Raw genomic sequence first — 21,024 nt, 5'->3', positions numbered from 1 at the left:
AAAAGAAAATTATTGTGTAAAGTAGTGATCTTGGTGCTTACATTGTCTACAGCGTAAAGAGACATAATCTCCTGCATCGTATTCCACTTCTAAGTCATGAGAGCCACAATGCATACAACGCTTGTCTGAATAAAAACTCAATCTTGGAGAAATTTTTCTCCATAAGTGCCAAATCGGTTGGCTCAATATACGTTGATCATAATTTAGAAATTTAAAATATAAAATTTCTCCCATTTTATTAAAAGGTAAATGTTCAGGGCGAGGAAAGTTAGGTGTTTCCCATTTATTTTTTATAGCATTTTCTCGGTATTGTATAACTGTTTTTTTGAGCTTATGCGTATTAATAAAATTATCATTACGTGCTTGTAAAGCACCTTGTTCATGTAAGTAGGCGAGTGCAGTATGAATAAGATAAAAAATTTGTTCGACTGCTAAATGATCAAGTAATCTATAACAGAGTGTTTGAAACGATTTATGTCCTGCAATTTGTATATTCCAAGTGCGGCAGACAGCCATAGTAAATTGCATAATTTCTTGATATAGCATCAAATAAATCGCATGTTTCACTTCATTACTGTCTTGAAAGGGTACGCCTTGGCTTAAATCTTCATAAAACCAAAACCGCAGTTGTTGTGTAATACTAAATAGACTCGGCTCTGCATAGCCATCTAGACGTACATTAATATAATAGTTAGATATATCTTCATTTTTGGGATCGTGAAGTATAAAAATATTTTCTTTTTCTAATTGTTTAACAAGATGCTGTTGAAAATGAATATTTGGTGAAATAGGTCTATATTTTATTTTATCCCAGTCGATATATTCATTATGTTGTGCATCTTCACGTGCATAGTCATCTAAGAGTGCCAGTAAAAATAATTTTTTTATAAAAGATAATTGGTATAATGAAGGTGCTTCAATGTCTTTTTTACGAAATTTTCTTACCTCTTGCAGACGAGTTTCCTTAAGCATTTTTTTACGCTTCTGTGTACATGCTTCACAATGACAGCTAAAAGCACTGCTCTGAAAAACACGATGCTCGCAATGACTACACTGGTGAAAATTTATATCTATTTCAAACTGCTCAGCATCTACCCAATACATTGCAGCATGACAGAGTGGACATAATGTACTGCTATCTAACTGTTTCTTAATGATTTGAATAAACACACACCAACTCAATATTTTAAAAAGGCTTACTATTATACAAATGTTATGTATAGAAGCGAAAAACTTATGTTTTTAAATGTACCTAAAACAATTAAATGACTAATATTTATTAGAATTGGATCAGAATTTGCATTATTTTTACATATATCAGCAAAAAATGAATTTTTCATTTGAAAAATACAAATTATTGCCCAATATTAATTTTAAAGTGCTTTAAATGACAGATAACGTAGGGATAAAAGATGAATATAGCTGCAAATCCAGCAGTCGAAGCTGCAGATCAAACCGTATATTTAAAAGATTATAAGAAACCTACATTTTTAGTGGATTCAGTCCATTTAGATATTCAAGTATTTCAAGATCATACAATTGTAGACAGTATTTTAAATGTAAAGCGTCAAACAGAGGGTGACTTTGTATTGCTGGGGCGTGATCTCGAACTTAAAGAAATTAAAGTGAATGATGTCGTATTGACAAGTGATCAGTATCAACTTGATACAGAGCAACTTACACTGACGAATGTACCTGATATAGCTGTGATTACAACACGGGTTATTATTCATCCTGAAAAAAATACAATGCTTGAAGGGTTATATCAGGCAGGGAACTTATTTGTGACGCAAAACGAGCCAGAAGGTTTCCGAAAAATTACTTTTTACCCTGACCGTCCAGATGTACTTTCTGTATTTACAACGCGTGTAGAAGCAGACAAAAAATATCCTGTACTTCTTGCCAATGGTAATTTACTTGAAACTGGTGAAGTTAATGCGTCACGCCACTATGCAATCTGGGAAGACCCTACAAAGAAACCAAGCTATTTATTTGCATGCGTTATTGGTGATCTTGCTGTATTAAAAGATCGTTATGTCACATCTGAAGGTAGAGATATTGCATTAGAGATCTATGCAATTGAAAAAGATATTCCTAAATGTAAAATTGCAATGGAAGCTTTAAAGCATTCTATGCGTTGGGATGAAGAACATTATGGTCGTCCTTACGATTTAGACAATTATATGATTGTTGCTGTTAGTCAGTTTAATATGGGAGCTATGGAGAATAAAGGTTTAAATATCTTTAATACTTCATGTGTATTGGCAGATGAGGAATACACCACCGATGCTGCGATTATGCGTGTACAGTCAGTAATTGCACATGAATATTTTCATAACTGGACAGGAAACCGTATTACGTGCCGTGATTGGTTTCAATTGTGTTTAAAAGAAGGTTTGACTGTATTCCGCGATCAATCTTTTTCTGAAGATTTACAGTCGGCTGCTGTACAACGTATTGATGATGTGTCCATATTGAAGTCTCATCAATTCCCTGAAGATGCTGGTCCATTATCGCACCCACCACGGCCTGATCATTTTGTAGAAATTAATAATTTCTATACGGCAACCGTGTATGAAAAAGGTGCTGAAATTAACCGAATGATGGCGACTTTGTTGGGTAAAGAAAAGTATCGTCAAGGAACAGATGAATATTTTAAAAGACACGATGGCCAAGCTGTAACAGTAGAAGATTGGATTTCAGCTTTATCTGCAGGTTCAGGTGTAGATCTATCTGCATTCTTACGTTGGTATAACCAACCCGGTACACCAAAACTGCAGGTAACCCATAAATATGATGCAGTCAATCAAAGCTATACATTGGTATTTAAGCAATCATTAAGAAAAAATGATAAGTATCCTGAATTAAAACCACTTCCGATACCTGTAGCACTTGCATTATTCAATAAAGACTCAGGTGAGCAATTTACATTAGATGCAGACGATCTTGTAGAAAACCAAGTGAAAGATGGCGTATATTTGCTAAATAGTGAAGAAGCAACACTCACATTTAACAATGTAACGACTGAGCCAGTGGTCTCATTGCTACGTAATTTTTCATCACCTGTAAATCTAGATTTTGATTATACAGATGATGCGCTGGCTTTCCTTATCGAGCATGAAACAAATGGATTTAACCAGTGGCAAGCGACACAAACATTGCTTGAGCGTATTTTGCTAGAAGATCATGTGGCAGAACCATATATTGATGCGCTAAAAAATACATTGCCAAATATTGTTAAAAAAGATCCTTTATTGGCATCACGCTTATTGGACGTACCATCTGAAGGGTATTTAGCAAGTCGCATTGATGAAAACTATAAGCCCGAAGTCATTCAAGAGAAACGTAATGCACTTTTAAATGCTTTTGCAAAAGCTTTAGGCAGTTTCTTTAAAGAGACCTATTTAAGTTTAGACCCGAAATTACAGTCTGAGTTTTCTCAAGCAATGGGCGAGCGCGCGCTTAAAAATATTATGCTTAGCTATATGGCACGTCAAGGAGATGAAGCAGTATTTGAATTGGCAAAACAGCAATTTGATACTACTTCTAACATGTCTGAACGTTTAGGTGCATTAAAGGTATTGGTTTGGAATGATGCCCCACAAGCAAAAGAAGCTTTAGAAAAATTCTATACACGTTTTAAAGATGAGCCTTTGGCATTGGATCAATGGTTTATGTTGCAAGCAGCACATCCAAATGCAACACAAGAGACGATTCAATATCTGACTTCACATCCTGACTATGATTTGGGAACACCAAACCGTATTCGTGCGGTGAGTGGTGGGTTAAACAGTAATCCTGTCAATGCATGGAGTTATGGCGTAGCTCATTTTATTGAGCTTGCACAGTATTTAGATGAAAAGAACCCAATAGTAGGTTCACGCTTGCTTCAAGTACTTTCACGCTGGTATACACTGGCCGAGCCAAAGCGTACAGAGGTTAAAGAAGAATTAACCAAATTGAAAGAAACTGTAAAATCTAAGAATGTTGTTGAAACATTGAATAGTATGTTATCTGTATAATTTTTATAAATATGAGCACTATGCAATGTAGTATTGCATAGTGCTTTTTTTATGTTGAGTAAGGCTTATTATGAATCGTACAAAATTCTGTTTTGCATGCAGTCAATCAATCGATGCACGTGCTGAAATTTGCCCTAAGTGTGGTGTGCGTCAGACGAACCCACCTATTGTGGGTGAAAAAAATAAATTGGCGGCTGCATTACTGGCATTTTTTCTAGGTGGTTTTGGTATCCATAAATTTTATTTGGGACGTATTGGGCAAGGATTTTTATATTTAATTTTCTGTTGGACCTTCCTGCCTGCGTTTATTGCATTTATTGAAGGTATTATTTATTTGTGTTCTTCTGACGAGCAGTTTGCACGTAAGTATGGATAAATATTCACTCATATTGATGGTGTAGAAGCGAGTGAAGAATACTAGAAAAGTTAATAGCGGGTTGTGAGTGATGATCTGCTTTGTATGCTAATCCTAAACCAATTTTAGAAATTTTAGGATCGAGCGCTTGGTATTGAATACCTTTGATATTCAATTGCTGTGTCGACTCAGGTACAAGAGATACTCCAATATTTGCCGCAACTAAAGATAAGATAGAAACAATTTGTGGTGCACTTGGGCCGAACTTAGGTTCAAAGCCACTTTGTGCACATGCATGAACAGTTGCTTCAAAAAGTCCAGCACTTACTTCGTAGGGTGAAACAATAAACCGTTCATTTTTGAGGGCTTCTAGTGAGCTTAATTTTTCATCGGGAAGTAAATAATCCTGAGGTAAAACAGCAACTAGATGTTCATCAATCAGATGTTGAATGCAAAGATCATTAGGATATGTTTTTGGTGGTCGAATGACAGCGATATCGAGCTCATTGTGCAAAATTGCTTCAATGAGCAGAAGTGAGTTTGCTTCTGTCAAAACTAAGTTGATGGATGGGTATTGTTTTTGGAATCGTTGAATAGCTTTTGGAATGAGTGGATTTAAAATCGCTGTTCCTGTAAATCCTAAACGAAGCTCTCCAATTTCTCCATTCGCTGTAATTTGTGCTTGCTTAATCGCATGTTGAACTTGATGTTGTATGGGAAGTACAGATTTAAGAAATACTTTTCCTGAGGGTGTAAGAGATACTCCTTGTGATGTTCTATAAAATAGTTCAGTACCAATTTCTTCTTCTAGTTGTTTAATTTGCATGCTTAAGGGGGGTTGGCTCATATGAAGTCTTTGAGCCGCCTTAGAAAAACTTTGTTCTTCTGCAACAGTAATGAAATAGCGAATATGTCGTAAGTCCATATTTTTTATATATAGCGTATAGTAGTATTATATATTATACATATATACATTCACTTGATAGTCTAAAGAATAATGAAAAACTCGTGAATTTAGGTCATTTAAATGAAAACGCAAGCAGATGCGCAGGCTTTAGGACAAGAAGATTATTTAGGTATTAGTTTTGGTACTAAATCTTTTCAAAAGGCAGGAATTGCATTGTTTTTATTAGGCTTTGCCAGTTTTTCCCTCATCTATTGTGTACAGCCTTTATTACCTGCATTTACACAGGCATTTCATATTACACCTGGAACAAGTGCATTAGCATTGTCATTAACGACAGGTTTCTTAGCTTTTTCTATTGTGTTATCGAGTGCATTTTCGCAGGCACTTGGCCGAAAGGGTTTAATGTTCTGTTCGATGAGCCTTGCTGCGGTTTTAAATGTACTTTGTGCAATGTCTTCAAGTTGGCATTTATTACTTATTGAACGTGCCATAGAAGGGTTTATTTTAGGTGGTGTGCCAGCGGTCGCGATGGCATGGATTGCAGAAGAGATTAATCCTAAGCACTTAGCCAAAACAATGGGCCTATATATTGCGGGAACAGCATTTGGTGGAATGATGGGCAGAGTAGGCATGGGCCTATTGACTGAGTACTTTTCATGGCGTATGGCAATGGCAATTTTAGGTGTACTGTGTTTCTTATGTGCATTTGGCTTTTTAAAGTTACTGCCTGATTCAAAAAACTTTGTTGCCAAGAAGGGGGTTAATCTATCTTTCCATGTTAATGCTTGGAAGTCACATTTAAAAAACCCTCAATTATTAAGAGTCTATGGCATTGGTTTTTTACTTACTAGTATATTTGTGACGCTGTTCAACTACATTACTTTTAGATTGTCTGCCCAACCATATACGCTTAATCAGACACAGATCAGTCTTATCTTTTTGTCATATAGCTTTGGCATCATTTCTTCATCTGTTGCAGGAAGCCTTGTAGAGAAACTCGGTCGTCAAATTATTATGCGATTTGGTTTTTTAATGTTGTTTATCGGTACGTTAATGACTCTTAGCATGAATCTGTTTGCCATTATTGTTGGGGTAGCTTTTGTAACAACTGGATTCTTTATTTCTCACTCTATAGCAAGTAGTAATGTCGGGGCGAATGCAAAGTCATTTAAGGGGCATGCAACATCACTTTACTTACTGTTTTACTATTTAGGTTCTAGTATTGTGGGTTCACTCGGTGGATATGCTTGGCAATATAATGGATGGAGTGCTGTCGTTATTTTGGCTGTCGTTTTAATTGCGGCTGCAACGTTACTCACGGTAAATCAAAAAGTACGTTCATAGATTGCTCATTTAATGAAGAAATAAGAGAAAAATAGATCTCTCTTATTTCTTTTTATAGAGTAGATGTGGCTAGTTTAATTCCAAAGCCAATGAATAGTAAGCCCACAATAAGTACAGAAATACTAGTAAGACGAAGATGTTGTGAGAAATATTGTGAAAGTTTAATCCCAGAAAATATAATCAGTGTTAAGTAACTTAGACTGATGATTTCTAAAATAAGTGCTAATACCAAAAAGCTTAGAAAAGGTGATGTGCTATTGGGATCTACAAATTGAATAAAAAATGAGAGAAAGAACAAGATAGCTTTCGGATTAAGTAAACTAATTGTAAGAGCGGTTCGATAAGGAGTAATTTTTTCTATTTTTTCACTGAATATAGGTGTTTCTTTAGATACTTTTTGGTGTCGACTTTTCCATGTCTGGTATGCATGTCGAATTAACTTTATCCCTAAATAAGATAAATAAAGTGCACCGCAACCTTTAAGTGCAAGGAAAGCTAAAGGAAAAGTATGTAATGCAGAAGCTGCACCAAAAATAGTTGCCAATATAAGAATAAAGTCGCCACAAATAACCCCAAATGAGGCTTGATAAGCAGCTTTTACGCCATGTTTAGAAGCAACTGACAATACATAGAAGGAATTTGGTCCTGGTAATAGTATAATTAAAATAGTACCAAGGATAAAAGTAGATAAATTGATAATGCCGAGCACGATAACTACTCATAGAAATAAAAAAGAAAGCTAGAGCGCATTTTGCCACCCTAGCCTGAGAATAATTTAGCCTTTAATTTCAGCACTATCACCTAGAGACTGGTGTAATAAGTGGCTGAGTTGTTCTCTTGCTTTGATAAAACCATCGATACCTGATTGTAGTAATTGAAAAGCCATTAAATCTTTTTCAATTTGGGTTTTAAACTCTTCTTTAGAAATCGGTGCTTCTTTGCTAGCTTGAGGGATATTTTTATTCAACTGAGACGAAATTTGAGTTGTTTCAGACTCAAGCTCAGTTAAGATATTTGGTGAGATGGTTAGTAAATCACAACCAGCAAGTGCAGTCACCTGAGCAGTACTGCGGAAGCTTGCACCCATAATCTCTGTTTTAATACCTTGAGATTTATAATATTCAAAGATTTTCTTCACAGATAACACACCCGGATCTTTTTCGATTGGATAGCTATCTACTTTATCTGCTTTTTTGTACCAGTCTAAGATACGACCAACAAATGGAGAAATTAAAGTTACATTGGCATCTGCACAAGCACGTGCTTGATGTAAACCAAATAATAAGGTGAGGTTACAGTGAATACCTTCAGCTTCTAAAGCTTTTGCTGCTTGAATGCCTTGCCATGTCGATGCAATTTTAATTAATATTCGATCTGATGACACACCATAACTTTTATAAAGTGCGAGGAGCTCTTTTGCCTTTGCGATGGTGGCTTCAGTGTCATAAGATAAATTTGCATCTACTTCTGTTGATACTCGGCCTTCAATAATTTTTAATATTTCAACCCCTAATTTAACGGTTAAAATATCAATCGTGCGTTCTATACGTTCATCTGATGTATGGCCTTCGCTCACAGCTTGAGCATAGGCACTTTCAATCAGTGCTAAATTTTCAGGCTGAGATGCTGCTGCCGTAATCAATGATGGGTTAGTGGTTGCATCAAGGGGTTTAAATGTTCGAATGGCATTTAGATCGCCACTATCTACAACGATGGTTGTGAGTTCTTTAATTTGTTTTAAAGTAGATTCAGTCATTAGATTAACTTCTTACGTCTGTTTTTCTTATATATAACATATCTTAACCAATATTTTGTTACATCTATGACAATGTTTTTATTTATTACGTTGTTCTCTTGCATAGTTAATTAAATATTGACCAGCGATTCCCATAGAATTTTCTTTATTCCATACTAAATCGATGAAGTATCTTAAATCGTAAGTAAAATCAGTAATATTTAATACAGTTAGATTTTTTCCTTCTTTATCTTTTAAGCTATCTAAAAATACTTGTGGTAGAAATCCCCAGCCAAGTTTTTGTTCTATGAGTGTGAGGGCTAAGTGATAATGATCTGTACGCCAATAATCTTTAGAAAAAACGAGCTCTGGTTTAATGGCTTTATCACGACTAGTAACGACAATCTGTCGGTGTGTAGAGAGCTCATGTAGCGTAATTTGATGTTGTTGTGAGAGTGAGTGTTCTAAAGCGCTTACGGGAACAATTGTTTCTGAAAAAAGTTCTATAAATGCCTCACGATGATCTAAAAGTTCTCTTTCAAACAGTAAAGCAAATTGAACTTCATTTTGCATCAGCATGCCCATGGCATCTTCTTGAGGTGCAGAGAAAATATTGATTTCTAATGTAGGAAATTGCTGCTCAAGAGCATTGATGTATTTTATCCATGGTGTATGAATAAGTTCGGAAGCAATCACAATATTCAAAGCAGGTTCTAATCCTGTACCCAAGGCAAATGCATATTGTTTCCATTGGTTCATCTCAATAAGTAAATTTTCTGTTTTTTTATATAAATGATTAGCTTCTTCTGTAGGAATTGGCTCTCTACCTATGCGTTGAAAAAGCTGAACATTTAAATCGATTTCTAAATTTGCGATCGACATACTAACGGCTGATGGTACTTTCCCTAATTTTCTCGCTGCTGCTGAAAAAGATCCTGTTTCTATGACAGTCTTAAATATTAAGAGTTGTTCTTGGTTTATATTCATATTTCTATCAAAAATACTGAAAGGTTCTAACTAGAGTTATCAATATTATAAAAATAAAATAGGTCATATTCTAGTGATTGAAGGTTATTTATATGTTTATTTCAAAACGAAGGTTAATTCATGCATTGACGTATGAAGTTATCTTACTCGTAATTATTGCAGTTGCATTAAGCACTTTTTTAGATATGCCACTTGAAGTTACAGGAATTTTAGGAGTAATCATGGCTGTCACTTCGGTAATCTGGAATATAATATTTAATTATATGTTTGAAAAAGCAGAGAAGAAGTATCAACTCAAAAGAACTATTCCAGTACGTATTTTGCATGCCATTGGATTTGAGGGCGGATTAATGTTGGCCACTATTCCTATGGTCGCTTATGCACTAAAAATTACTCTTCTTGAAGCATTTGTGCTGGATTTAGCAATGACTTTATGTATTTTGGTATATACATTTATTTTTCAGTGGTGCTACGACATTATTGAGCGCCGTATGATTACAACTTAAAAAGTTAACTGATGAAGTATAGATGAAAGCCAACACAAATATGTTGGCTTGTATATTAAATATGCTTGAGCTGCATGACCAATAAAATTTCTCCCAAAATTTTCTTTTGAAATCCATTCATTCGGTGGGAATAACTCAAAAAACCAATTTTAAATAGTATAGGAATGGCAAGCCTCATCTCTTCTTCGATTTGTCCTCGTTTTCCTTCGTTGTAGCGTTATATATTGTAAAGCAACACTGCAACCGTCCCAGTTTGTACAGGTGTACCATCTTTCAAAGTTACTATTGGAAAGTTTTGGTTTTCTTGTAGAATTTTTTGATTCACTTTTGATAGTTTTTTATTGTTGACCATTATATTTATTCATAAAAAAAGGTAGTCATAAATATGACTACCTTCTCAATCTTAAAGTTGAAGTAAAATTAGATTTTACCAACTAGATCGATTGATGGAGAAAGTGTTGCATCACCTTCTTTCCATTTAGCTGGGCAAACTTCACCTGGGTGAGCATGTACGTATTGCGCTGCTTTAACTTTACGAAGAAGTTCTTGCGCGTCACGGCCAATACCACCTGCGTTGATTTCAACGATTTGGATTTTACCTTCAGGGTCTACAACGAATGTACCACGATCAGCAACGCCTTCGCCTTCGATTAAAACTTCAAAGTTTTTAGAAAGTGTCCAAGTTGGATCGCCTACCATTGGGTATTCAATTTTTTTAATTTCTTCAGAAGAATCATGCCAAGCTTTGTGTGTGAAGTGAGTATCTGTAGATACGCCATAAATTTCAACACCAAGTTTTTGGAATTCAGCGTAGTTATCTGCAAGATCACCTAACTCTGTTGGGCAAACAAATGTAAAATCTGCAGGATAGAAGAAGAATACAGACCATTTGCCTTTTAAATCTGCTTCAGAAACTTCAATAAATTGGCCGTTTTTATATGCTGTTGCTTTAAATGGTTTAACTTCAGTGTTAATTAAGCTCATTATATTCTCCGCTAGTGGATATGCATGCTTGTTTATATGGCAAATAGGATAAGAAAAAATGTCCTACTCAGGAAATAGTATTTTTTAATGCTTTTAATCGGAAAATTGAATTAAAAGCATTTTACTTATATCCGTATCTGTCATTTACTTCTTAGCATACATGGTGATCATGACAGTTTTTTTCAAGTCGAAACAGGGAAAACTTTTAATTTGTAATTCTTTCTATCAGAGTAAGATTTGCGTAAAATAGATCGCTTCAATGCTTAAATTTAGGAAAAATACTCTGTGCGAATAGATTTAAATGTAGATCAAATGGTTATGGCGCGTGATCGGCATCGTTTAAATCGGTTGAGTCAAGGTAAAACAAAAAATGCTCAGCAGTATCAAGAGTTATTTGAAAAATCGAACATACAGGTTCGAAAAAGAATAGAACGTTTACCTCAGATTAAATTAAATCAAGATTTACCTGTTACACAATATGCAGATAAGCTGATAGAAGCTATTGAGCAGCATCAAGTGATTATTGTTGCAGGTGAAACAGGTTCGGGTAAAACGACACAGCTCCCGCAAATTGCCATGCTTGCAGGGCGTGGTCTGACAGGAATGATTGGTCATACCCAACCACGCCGTTTGGCTGCAAGAAGTGTTTCACAGCGTATTGCTGAAGAAGTTGGTGAAAAACTAGGCCAGTCAATTGGTTTTAAAGTACGTTTTAATGAGCAGGGTTCGGGAGATTCTATTTGTCGTCTAATGACAGATGGAATTTTGCTTGCCGAGTTAGGGCATGATCGGTTTCTAACTAAATACGATACAATTATTATTGATGAAGCCCATGAGCGTTCATTAAATATTGATTTCGTTATGGGGTATTTAAAGCAACTACTACCTAAGCGTCCTGATTTAAAAGTAATTATTACGTCAGCAACATTGGATGTAAATCGTTTTAGTCAATATTTTAATCAGGCACCGATTTTTGAAGTAGAGGGTCGTAGTTATCCTGTTGAAGTTCGTTATAGACCTATTTCTGATTTATCTATTGGAAGCAGTGACGATGACGAGTTTGATGATTTTGAAGAAAATTTACCTCGTGCTGTGGTACAAGCAGTAGAAGAGTGCTTTAAAGATGCAGAAAAGTCAGGTCATCCTGAACATGCAGATATTTTGGTGTTTGCCAGCACTGAACGAGAAATTAGAGAGTTACAAGAAACATTACAAAAGTATGGTCCAAGGCATACAGAAATTTTGCCTTTGTACGCACGTTTGGGATTGTCTGAGCAACAAAAAATATTTAATCCAAGTGGCCGAGGACGACGTATTATTATTGCAACGAATGTTGCAGAGACGGCGCTGACTGTACCGAATATTCGCTATGTGATTGATAGTGGGTTTGCTCGAATTTCACGCTATAATTACCGCTCACGTGTGCAACGCTTACCAATTGAAGCTATCTCTCAAGCAGCAGCAAATCAGAGAAAAGGACGTTGTGGACGTATTGCACCAGGGGTATGCATTCGTTTGTACAGCGAGGAAGATTTCCTCAGTCGTCCTGAATTTACTGAACCAGAGATTAAACGAACTAACCTTGCATCAGTGATTTTGCAAATGCAGAGTTTAGGTTTAGGTAGTCTTGAAAACTTTGACTTTATCGAGCCACCTGATCATCGATTAGTGAATGATGGTCGAAAGCTATTAATTGAGCTAAGTGCACTGAACGATAAAAAAAGTGAGTTGACACGTGTTGGTCAGATGATGGCTCGCATGCCGATTGATCCGCGTCTTGCCCGAATGATTGTGGGAGGAGCCCACTTTGGTGTTCTAAAAGAAATTTTAATTATTGTAAGTGCATTGGCTGTACAAGATCCGCGTGAACGACCTGCAGATAAACAAACTCAAGCCGATCAAAAACATGCATTATTTAAAGAAGCTGATTCTGATTTTTTATTTTATCTGAAATTGTGGGATGTGATTGAATCAAACCGAGATCAGATGAGTGAAAATAAACGTCGTCAATTTGCAAAACAACATTTCTTAAGTTGGTTGCGTTTAAGAGAGTGGAAGCAAACTTACAAACAGTTGGTCGATTTAGCAGAAAGTTTAAAGCTCTCTTTTAATGATAAACCTGCAAGTTATGAGAATTTACATCGTGCTTTGCTTACGGGATTACTGTCTTTCGTTGCCAATAAAACTGATGAAAGAAACGTGTATATGGCTGTGCGTCAGCAAAAAGCACGTATTTTTCCTGCAAGTGCTCTACATAAGGCAAGTGCCTCTTGGATTATGGCTTTTGAGATGGTTGAAACGTCACAAGTCTATTTAAGAACATTGGCAAAAATTGAACCAGAGTGGATTTTATTGGGTGCACGAGATTTATTAAAGTACCATTACTTTGAACCACACTGGTCAAAGAAAACGGGGGGTGTAAATGCATATGCACAAATTACATTGTTTGGTCTTATTGTAGAACCAAAACGATTGGTGAATTTTGAAAAGATTGATCAGAAGGCCGCGCATGAAATCTTTTTAAGAGATGCGCTCACCACAGGTCATTTAGGCGTTATGCCATCTTTTTTAAAGCATAATCTGTTAAAACTAGAAGAGGTCGAGCGTGTTGAGGATAAACTTCGCCGTCGTGACTTAGTTGTTGATGAGGAAACCATTTATCAGTTTTATGCTAGCAAAATTCCTGAAGAGGTTGCGAGTAGAAGAAGTTTTGAAGACTGGCTTGCAACGGTAGAAAGTCAAGATTCTCGTTATTTATATATTGATGAAACCACGCTTTGGTTAGATGATAGGCCAACGACTCAGCAGTTTCCTGATCATCTGAGAAATGGTGAGTTAAGGTTGGCAACAGTCTATCGCTTTGATCCAAGCCATGATGAGGATGGCGCTGTAGTCAAAGTACCAGTACAGGCACTTCCACAAATTGATGAAAATATTTGGTCATGGGGGATACCAGGATGGCGTAGAACGCTCATTGAAGCTTTATTAAAAACATTGCCGAAAGAGAAGCGTCGCCATATCGTACCCATACCAACAACAGCAGAAAAACTTATTCAAGGTATTGATGAGCGTCATTTAAAAGCGCATATCTTTAAATATTTGGCTTTTGCATTACGTGGTGAACAAATTACAGAACAAGACTTTTCTTTTGAAAGGATTGATCAATATCTAATACCGTTTGTTTATGTCACAGATGCAAAAGGAAAGTTAATAGAAAAGGGTAGAGATATAGAGGAACTCAAGGCGCGTTGTCGTATTGAAACCAAACAGGCGGTCGCACAAGTTGATGGGGAATTTAAAAGTTTTCCAGATGCATTTCAATTTGAGTCGAGTAAAAAAGTAACTGGGGTAATCGTAAAGCAATACCAAGCACTTTCTCCAATCAAAGATTTTAAGTCTTTGGAGGTAAAGGATGAAAGTGGTGTTGTTATAAAGACATTTAATGATATTCATGAAGCTCAAATCCAGCATAAGCAAGGTATTATTCGTCTGCTTCATATGCAATTGGGAGATATGATTCGCCAATTGAAAAAACAAATTGGTAAACCGCTATTGTTGGCTTACTCGTCTTTAGGTCATAAAGCTCAACTTGAAAATATGTTGATTTATGCAACGCTTGATCAATGTATTGAGGTCTTACCAAAAAATTTACAAGAATTTGAAATGCTACAGCAAAAAGTTAAAAAGAATTTTTTGTTAGAAGGACAAAATACGCTTAAAATGTTCAACGACATCTATGTGACTTGGCAGTCTATACGTCGTCAGCTGTTAAGTTTAGATGAGGCAGTCTTTGGTGTAAGTATAGATGATGTAGAAGATCAACTTGCATTGATGTACTTAGAAAATTTTGCATATGAACAACCAAAGAACTTATGGCAGGAGTTTCCTCGTTATTTACAAGCACTCGAGTTGAGATTGGATCGTCTTCCAAATAACTTAAAGCGTGATTTAGATGCGATTGATCAAGTTGATCCGTGGATGGAAAAACTATTTAAGTTTAAAGGCGATGAGCGTTTATATGATTTCTATAAAATGGTAGAAGAATTTAGAATCTCTTTATTTTCACAGCCAATGAAGACGAAGATGCCAGTTTCCCCAAAAAGGTTACAAAGTGCGTGGAGTGATTTATTACTCTAGACAATAAAAAGGCCGTCATTTGACGGCCTTTTTATCATTAATCGATTTCTGGATGTTTGTCTGCTAAGCGCTGACGTTTTTTCTGTAAAGCAAGAATTTTTTGATCAACTCTTTCAATTTGCTCTTCAATTGTGCCATGAAACTCTTCTAAGAGTTCTGCAGCTTCCTCTTCACTTGTTGCAAGTGGAGCGGCACCAAATAAAGGTTTATTTGCAGTCTCTTTAAGATTGATTGCAGTGATCACACCAATCACACCAAACACCATAAGATAAAGTGATGGCACCATAAGGTTACCACTTGATTCAACAAATGCTGCTGTTAGAGTAGGTGTTAAACCTGCGATGACAATAGAAATATTAAAGGCAATTGCAAGTGCACTAAAACGAATCGCTGTAGGGAATAAGGCAGGGAGTGTAGATGCCATTACACCAATAAGCATGTTCAGAGAAAGCGCTAATATAATTAAACCAGTAAAGATTAATGATGTTTGATCAGACCCTAATAGTTTAAATGCAGGATAAGATAAGAAGATTAAAGATAAGCTACCAAGGAAAATGAACGGACGGCGTCCCCATTTGTCACTTAACCAACCAATAAGTGGCTGTACAAATAGCATACCAATCATCACGGCGATAATAATTAAGTTACCGTGTGCTTCATCATAGTGAAGATTATGTGTAAAGTAGCTTGGTAAGTAGGTTAGTACCATGTAGTAAGTTACGTTTGTACATAAAACTAGACCAATACATAAAAGCAAGCTACGTTTATGTGTCGCAAGTAATTCTTTAAATGAGAATTTCTTTTGGTTTTGGTCAGATTCACTATGCTGTTGATAAGCAGGTGTTTCTTCAAGAGCATGGCGAAGGTACATACCTACAAGACCTAAAGGTAAAGAAATAATGAAAGGAATACGCCATCCCCAATCATTAAATTTCTCTGTGCCCATCATAACAGTAAGTAATGAAACTAAGCCTGCACCCAACAGGAAGCCTGCAATTGAACCAAAGTCAAGCCAGCTTCCCATAAACCCACGTTTACGGTCTGGAGCATATTCGGCAACGAAAATAACGGCACCAGAATATTCCCCACCTACTGAAATACCTTGAAGTATTTTAATGACTAATAGTAGGATGGGTGCCCAAATACCTATGGTTTCGTAGCCTGGAAGCAAACCAATGGCACAGGTACTCAGTGTCATTAAAATGATGGTTGTAGATAGAACTTTTTGGCGTCCATATTTGTCGCCCAAACGACCGAAAATAATACCGCCAAGAGGTCTAAATAAAAATGGTACAGAAAAAGTTGCTAAGGCAGCAATAAGTTGAATACTTGGACTTGCATGTGGGAAGAATACCTTACCAAGTATGTACGCAACGTAACCGTACACCCCGAAGTCAAACCATTCGATTGCATTACCTAAAGCTGCTGCCATAATGGCCTGTTTTGATTTTGATTGATCAACAATACTAATGTCATCAATATCTACAGGCCTGTTTTTCTTTCTAAATCCACGCATGTAATTATTCCAAGTTTACGATGAAAATTGTTTATAATTGCTTTTAATTTTGAGTTTTATTCACTCTAAACATTAAGCTAAAAACAATTCAATTGAAAGATGAATATTCCTACATGACAAGAGAAAATAGGTGTGTTGAAAAGGCAAAGATACACGTATTTTTTCTTAGCACGTTAAAAAGCAGAAAAGATTCAAGTACTTATAATTTTACAAAAAATGATTTCCTATAGTGTTTTAACTTGATGTATTTTAGGTTGGGTTATTGTGTTTTTTTGTATATTTGTTTGATTTTTGTAATATTTTTTTATATAATTATAAATAAGATCTATATTGTAGTACTATTTTGGCTAATAATAGTACTCTCAATCATAAAATATCAAGAGTACTTTGGTCTAATACTTAAGCACTATTTTGAATGCTCTAAAAGTAAGAATTCCATTAAGGCTTTTTGTGCATGTAAGCGATTTTCAGCTTCATCCCATACAACAGCACTTTGATGATCTAACATCGTTTCTGAAATTTCTTCACCGCGATGTGCGGGTAGGCAATGCATAAATAGACAATCTGGATTTGCCAATTTCATGAGATCTTCATTGACTTGATAATCAGCAAAAGCTTTTTCACGAATTTTTTGCTCTTCTTCTTGCCCCATTGAAGCCCATACATCTGTAACGATAAGATCGGCATTCTTTGCAGCCTCTTCAGCAGAAGAAACCAATTCCACACAATGTTCAAAATCTTTTAAAAATTCTGGTTTTGGTTCATAACCTTGAGGTGCAGCAATTTTAAGCTTGAAACCCCACATATGAGCAGCCTCAATATATGAGTTGCACATATTGTTGCCATCACCAATCCAAGCAACCGTTTTATTCTTAATGCTGCCTCTATGTTCTACAAAAGTTTGTACATCGGCTAAGAGTTGGCAAGGGTGGTGATCATCTGTAAGAGCGTTGATGACGGGTACTTTAGATTGCGCAGCAAAACGTTCAATGATGTCATGACCAAATGTACGAATCATGACAATATCGAGCATGCTAGAAATAACACGGGCAGAGTCTTCGATCGGTTCACCGCGACCAAGTTGAGTATCTCTTGGTGAAAGAAAAATTGCACTGCCACCAAATTGGCTCATGCCTGCCTCAAAAGAAACTCGTGTACGTGTACTCGATTTCTCAAAAATCATTCCAAGTACTTTACCTTTAAATGGTTGGTATACTTGGTTTGCATGTTGTAGTTTTTTTAGCTCCTGCGCGCGTTCAATAATTTGCTCTAGCTCTGCAGAAGATAAGTCACGTAATGTTAAAAAATGACGTAGAGCCATGGCTACTCCACATATCTATAGATTCAACTATAGCTATGTTTATTGTGTGTTAAAGGAATGTCTAATCTTTGAATATATACTAAATTGTTATTAGATTTCAAAAGTTTTGTTTATATTCATGTGCTTTAAGAAATAGATTTACACAATATTCCACATATTCGTCTAATTCTTTTGCTGTTTCATTAATTGAGACACCCGTCATCATTTTCCATTTGAAATTCCATAAACAACCTAAAAAAACTTTTGCAGATGCCATGGGTTGATCACATACAATAAGTCCTTGCTGTGTTGCTTTTTCTAGGTATGTACAGGTGTCATGTAATATACGTTCAGGACCACGTGTATATAAATAATCGGCTAGGTCTGGATTATGTTTAATTCTTTCTAGCATTAATCGAAAAAATTGTGCGTTATTTGGTTTAACAAGATGTCGATGAAAATTTTTTAATAAAGTAATGAGGAAACTTCGAATATCTAATGCTTCTGGATCGGTATTCATATAGATTTCTTTTAGAAAGATATCTCTACGATGGTCACAAATGGCAGTAAATAATCCTTCTTTATTGCCGAAAAATTTGTACAAAGATGATTTAGAACCACCAGCGTGTTGTACGATATCATCTAGAGAAACAGCATCGAAGCCTTTTTCCATGAATAGATCAGTTGCAGCTTCTAAAAAAGCAGAACAGCGCTCTGCACCTCGTTTGGTTTGAGGTTGCTCATTGAAGTAGCAATCTTTGGAATCTGACATAATGGAAAAGCTATCTAACATATCATGTTGATGTTTAATTATAGCAAACTATAAGCAGAGAGATTGCACAATTCGTGACATCTATGTATGTATGATAGGTATGATTGTTTATAAGTTGAGCTTAAAATTGCGATTTGTACCCATAATACGCTCAAAAATCTGATTTTCTTCGTTAGATAGACTTGTATTCTCTTCAAGTTTGTGTGCAATAGCAATAATATTTTCCCCCTCTAAAATATTTCCTTCACTACATAATAATTGTCCAAATGCTTCGAGAGAGGAGAGATTTTGTTCGGTATGGAAAGCGTATAAATACCAATTTTTCGCTAGATCTAGACGATTTAGGCATTGTTGTACTCTTGCGAAATAGTGAGATGCAAACTGAATGTCAAAATCACATGCTTTAGAGAAACATTCTTCTGCTTTTGAATACGCCTTAGCCAATAAATAAGTTTGTCCTAAAGGAATAAGTGCATCGTAATGATTACATGAAACAGCTTGCTCTAATGTTATTAATGCATTTTCTAATTCATATTCGTGTAGATAAATGGTGCCAAGTGTAAGTAAAGAAAGGCTGTTTCCATATGAAATGGATGATTTAAAATAGTGTTTTGCGAGGGTGTAGTTATGGCGTTGATATTCAATTTGGCCAAGATGATAAAATGCTTGATCATCATTTAATTGTGCTGCTTGCATATACCAATGATAAGACAAGGTTGAATTGTTTTTATAGTGAAACAGATGTCCGAAACCTCTCATCCAACGTGTATCTTTAGAGGAAATAGTTTGGATTTTTTTAAGCTTTATTTCAGCATCCTCAAAACAGCCTCCTTGAATATTTTGACAAGCATCTTGATAGAGTTGTTGTATTTCAACTTCCTGTTGTCGAATAAGTTGTTTAAAATTTTGGAAAACACCCATAGTAGATTGTCACTGTAAATGATAATTATTATTATTTATATCAGTTTTCGGGGGTAAGTGCTAGAGCCTTTTGGCATGATTTTAAAGACTCTAGCGTACTAGGTTTTATGCAGTTATTTCCTCATCTTCATCAGATACATCCATACCGAGTTCTTTGAGTTTACGTGTTAGTGTATTTCGCCCCCATCCTAGAAGTTCTGCTGCATGTCTTTTTCTTCCTTTGGTTTGTGTAAGTGCAGCATTAATCAATGTTCTTTCAAAAATGGGTACAGCAATGTCCAGTATTTTCATTTCACCCTGAGATAGCTTATCCATTGCCCATTGGCTTAAGTGGTCTTCCCAGTTTTGATTACTTTGTATCAAGTTAACTTCGCGTACGGGTACGTCATCGGCATGTAGTTTTTGCTTTAGCTCTGTAGGTAGATCATCTGGATAAACTTCTCGACCTGTAATCATGACAGTTAGCCATCTACAGATGTTTTCTAGTTGACGCACATTTCCGGGCCAAGATAGCCTTTGCATATAAGCAATGGTTTCAGATCTTAAAATTTTAGGACTAACACCGAGTTCTTTACCTGCTTGTATGAGGAAGTGCTGTGCAAGCATTGGAATATCTTCACTACGATTTGCAAGTTTGGGAATATGAATTCGAATGACGTTAAGTCGATGATAAAGGTCTTCTCTAAATCGACCATCTTCTACCAATTTTTCTAAATCTTGATGTGTTGCTGCAACAATACGAACATCGACGCGTACTGGAATATGACCACCCACACGATAAAACTCACCATCTGCAAGGACGCGTAATAGGCGTGTTTGTGTTTCAAATGGCATATCACCAATTTCATCTAAAAATAGTGTGCCACCGTTGGCTTGTTCAAAACGACCTTGTCGCTGTGTATTTGCACCTGTAAAAGCTCCTTTTTCATGTCCAAAAAGTTCGGTTTCAATGAGATCTTTTGGAATTGCTGCCATATTTAATGCAATAAATGGCTTATTCTTTCTTGGTGAGTGGCGATGGAGTGCATGAGCAACCAATTCTTTTCCTGTACCAGATTCACCATTAATTAAAACCGTAATATGAGATTGGGAGAGTCGCCCAATGGCTCTAAATACCTCCTGCATAGCAGGAGATTCACCAATAATTTCTGTAGATTGTAAAGGTGAACTTACTTTTGTAGTTTCTTGATTTTGAATTTTTTCAAGATGAAGAATTGCACGATTAACCAGTGCAAGCGCTTCGTCTATATCGAAAGGCTTAGGTAGGTATTCAAATGCCCCAGTTTGATAGCTCGATACCGCAGATTCTAAATCTGAATGTGCCGTCATAATAATTACAGGCAGTTCAGGATGGCTATTTTTGACTTTGCTTAGAAAGGTTAAACCATCAATACCAGGCATACGAATATCTGTAAGTATGACATCGGGTAGGTTCATTAATAGTTGATCGAGTGCACTTTGAGCATCTTCAAAGCTTGTCACATCAAAACCAGCTTCTTTAAATGTTTTTTCCAACACCCAGCGCATTGCGCGATCAT

General features: G+C 36.0%; 16 protein-coding genes and 1 pseudogene. 5 read left to right on the top strand and 12 right to left on the bottom strand.

Features of this window, described 5'->3' with window-relative positions; translation table 11 throughout:
* Positions 1 to 9: 9 nt before the first annotated feature.
* Positions 10 to 1,170: a hypothetical protein gene (locus I2F23_RS01365; protein WP_195770799.1), complete on the bottom strand. Its 1,161-nt coding sequence runs from the start codon at positions 1,168 to 1,170 to the stop codon at positions 10 to 12.
* 242 nt (positions 1,171 to 1,412) lie between these two features.
* Here I2F23_RS01365 and pepN point away from each other — a divergent pair, with 242 nt between their 5' ends.
* Positions 1,413 to 4,022, top strand: a complete 2,610-nt coding sequence (gene pepN / locus I2F23_RS01360) for an aminopeptidase N (protein WP_195770798.1) — start codon at positions 1,413 to 1,415, stop codon at positions 4,020 to 4,022.
* A gap of 70 nt (positions 4,023 to 4,092) precedes the next feature.
* The gene (locus tag I2F23_RS01355) at positions 4,093 to 4,398 is read left to right on the top strand and encodes a TM2 domain-containing protein (protein WP_195770797.1); all 306 of its coding nucleotides are present in this window, start codon (positions 4,093 to 4,095) and stop codon (positions 4,396 to 4,398) included.
* A 4-nt stretch (positions 4,399 to 4,402) separates the two neighbouring features.
* Here I2F23_RS01355 and I2F23_RS01350 read toward each other — a convergent pair whose 3' ends face one another.
* Positions 4,403 to 5,302, bottom strand: coding sequence for a LysR family transcriptional regulator (locus I2F23_RS01350; RefSeq protein ID WP_195770796.1), 900 nt, complete (start codon positions 5,300 to 5,302; stop codon positions 4,403 to 4,405).
* Between the two features lie 102 nt (positions 5,303 to 5,404).
* Between I2F23_RS01350 and I2F23_RS01345 the strand changes: the two genes are divergently transcribed.
* Complete coding sequence (locus I2F23_RS01345; RefSeq protein WP_195770795.1) at positions 5,405 to 6,628, top strand: MFS transporter; 1,224 nt, start codon at positions 5,405 to 5,407, stop codon at positions 6,626 to 6,628.
* A gap of 52 nt (positions 6,629 to 6,680) precedes the next feature.
* Here I2F23_RS01345 and leuE read toward each other — a convergent pair whose 3' ends face one another.
* The 3 genes from leuE to I2F23_RS01330 all read right to left on the bottom strand — a co-directional run bounded on the left by leuE (position 6,681) and on the right by I2F23_RS01330 (position 9,350).
* Positions 6,681 to 7,337 carry a leucine efflux protein LeuE gene (gene leuE / locus I2F23_RS01340; RefSeq protein WP_195770794.1) on the bottom strand — a complete coding sequence of 219 codons (657 nt, stop codon included), beginning with the start codon at positions 7,335 to 7,337 and terminating at the stop codon, positions 6,681 to 6,683.
* Positions 7,338 to 7,403: 66 nt separating this feature from the next.
* Positions 7,404 to 8,384: a transaldolase gene (gene tal, locus I2F23_RS01335; RefSeq protein WP_195770793.1), complete on the bottom strand. Its 981-nt coding sequence runs from the start codon at positions 8,382 to 8,384 to the stop codon at positions 7,404 to 7,406.
* A 78-nt stretch (positions 8,385 to 8,462) separates the two neighbouring features.
* Positions 8,463 to 9,350, bottom strand: a complete 888-nt coding sequence (locus I2F23_RS01330) for a LysR family transcriptional regulator (protein WP_195770792.1) — start codon at positions 9,348 to 9,350, stop codon at positions 8,463 to 8,465.
* 92 nt (positions 9,351 to 9,442) lie between these two features.
* Here I2F23_RS01330 and aceI point away from each other — a divergent pair, with 92 nt between their 5' ends.
* Positions 9,443 to 9,856, top strand: a complete 414-nt coding sequence (gene aceI / locus I2F23_RS01325) for a chlorhexidine efflux PACE transporter AceI (protein ID WP_195770791.1) — start codon at positions 9,443 to 9,445, stop codon at positions 9,854 to 9,856.
* Here aceI and I2F23_RS13865 read toward each other — a convergent pair.
* Positions 9,853 to 10,217 (bottom strand): annotated as a pseudogene (locus I2F23_RS13865) (DUF7709 family protein). The gene aceI and the pseudogene I2F23_RS13865 overlap by 4 nt on opposite strands.
* A gap of 59 nt (positions 10,218 to 10,276) precedes the next feature.
* A complete protein-coding gene (gene ahpC, locus I2F23_RS01320) occupies positions 10,277 to 10,840 on the bottom strand; it encodes an alkyl hydroperoxide reductase subunit C (RefSeq protein ID WP_195770790.1) in 564 nt (187 codons plus the stop codon).
* A gap of 285 nt (positions 10,841 to 11,125) precedes the next feature.
* Between ahpC and hrpA the strand changes: the two genes are divergently transcribed.
* Positions 11,126 to 14,977: an ATP-dependent RNA helicase HrpA gene (gene hrpA, locus I2F23_RS01315; RefSeq protein ID WP_195770789.1), complete on the top strand. Its 3,852-nt coding sequence runs from the start codon at positions 11,126 to 11,128 to the stop codon at positions 14,975 to 14,977.
* A 37-nt stretch (positions 14,978 to 15,014) separates the two neighbouring features.
* On the opposite strand, the gene proP is transcribed toward hrpA, so the two are convergent.
* The 5 genes from proP to glnG all read right to left on the bottom strand — a co-directional run bounded on the left by proP (position 15,015) and on the right by glnG (position 21,013).
* Positions 15,015 to 16,493 (bottom strand): glycine betaine/L-proline transporter ProP, encoded by a 1,479-nt coding sequence (gene proP, locus I2F23_RS01310; protein ID WP_195770788.1) that lies wholly within the window; start codon positions 16,491 to 16,493, stop codon positions 15,015 to 15,017.
* Positions 16,494 to 16,899: 406 nt separating this feature from the next.
* Positions 16,900 to 17,814: an ornithine carbamoyltransferase gene (gene argF, locus I2F23_RS01305; protein ID WP_195770787.1), complete on the bottom strand. Its 915-nt coding sequence runs from the start codon at positions 17,812 to 17,814 to the stop codon at positions 16,900 to 16,902.
* A 97-nt stretch (positions 17,815 to 17,911) separates the two neighbouring features.
* Positions 17,912 to 18,565 carry a TetR/AcrR family transcriptional regulator gene (locus I2F23_RS01300; RefSeq protein WP_195770786.1) on the bottom strand — a complete coding sequence of 218 codons (654 nt, stop codon included), beginning with the start codon at positions 18,563 to 18,565 and terminating at the stop codon, positions 17,912 to 17,914.
* A 108-nt stretch (positions 18,566 to 18,673) separates the two neighbouring features.
* The gene (locus I2F23_RS01295; protein ID WP_195770785.1) at positions 18,674 to 19,486 is read right to left on the bottom strand and encodes an SEL1-like repeat protein; all 813 of its coding nucleotides are present in this window, start codon (positions 19,484 to 19,486) and stop codon (positions 18,674 to 18,676) included.
* Between the two features lie 105 nt (positions 19,487 to 19,591).
* On the bottom strand, positions 19,592 to 21,013 hold the full coding sequence (gene glnG / locus I2F23_RS01290; RefSeq protein WP_407647986.1) for a nitrogen regulation protein NR(I): 1,422 nt from the start codon (positions 21,011 to 21,013) through the stop codon (positions 19,592 to 19,594).
* Positions 21,014 to 21,024 lie beyond the last annotated feature (11 nt).

Source organism: Acinetobacter pollinis (genome assembly GCF_015627175.1).
Taxonomy (GTDB): Bacteria; Pseudomonadota; Gammaproteobacteria; order Pseudomonadales; family Moraxellaceae; genus Acinetobacter; species Acinetobacter pollinis.
The sequence above is the reverse complement of the archived record's forward strand: the minus strand, read 5'-3'. Positions and strand labels throughout refer to the sequence as shown.

Bases quoted from the DNA above. Each gene is read 5' to 3' on its own strand.
- glnG (WP_407647986.1), bottom strand. From the start codon at position 21,013: ATGCGCTGGGTGTTGGAAAAAACATTTAAAGAAGCTGGTTTTGATGTG.
- I2F23_RS01345 (WP_195770795.1), top strand. From the start codon at position 5,405: ATGAAAACGCAAGCAGATGCGCAGGCTTTAGGACAAGAAGATTATTTA.
- proP (WP_195770788.1), bottom strand. From the start codon at position 16,493: ATGCGTGGATTTAGAAAGAAAAACAGGCCTGTAGATATTGATGACATT.
- I2F23_RS01295 (WP_195770785.1), bottom strand. From the start codon at position 19,486: ATGGGTGTTTTCCAAAATTTTAAACAACTTATTCGACAACAGGAAGTT.
- ahpC (WP_195770790.1), bottom strand. From the start codon at position 10,840: ATGAGCTTAATTAACACTGAAGTTAAACCATTTAAAGCAACAGCATAT.
- I2F23_RS01300 (WP_195770786.1), bottom strand. From the start codon at position 18,565: ATGTCAGATTCCAAAGATTGCTACTTCAATGAGCAACCTCAAACCAAA.
- I2F23_RS01350 (WP_195770796.1), bottom strand. From the start codon at position 5,302: ATGGACTTACGACATATTCGCTATTTCATTACTGTTGCAGAAGAACAA.
- aceI (WP_195770791.1), top strand. From the start codon at position 9,443: ATGTTTATTTCAAAACGAAGGTTAATTCATGCATTGACGTATGAAGTT.
- argF (WP_195770787.1), bottom strand. From the start codon at position 17,814: ATGGCTCTACGTCATTTTTTAACATTACGTGACTTATCTTCTGCAGAG.
- tal (WP_195770793.1), bottom strand. From the start codon at position 8,384: ATGACTGAATCTACTTTAAAACAAATTAAAGAACTCACAACCATCGTT.
- I2F23_RS01330 (WP_195770792.1), bottom strand. From the start codon at position 9,350: ATGAATATAAACCAAGAACAACTCTTAATATTTAAGACTGTCATAGAA.
- I2F23_RS01355 (WP_195770797.1), top strand. From the start codon at position 4,093: ATGAATCGTACAAAATTCTGTTTTGCATGCAGTCAATCAATCGATGCA.
- pepN (WP_195770798.1), top strand. From the start codon at position 1,413: ATGAATATAGCTGCAAATCCAGCAGTCGAAGCTGCAGATCAAACCGTA.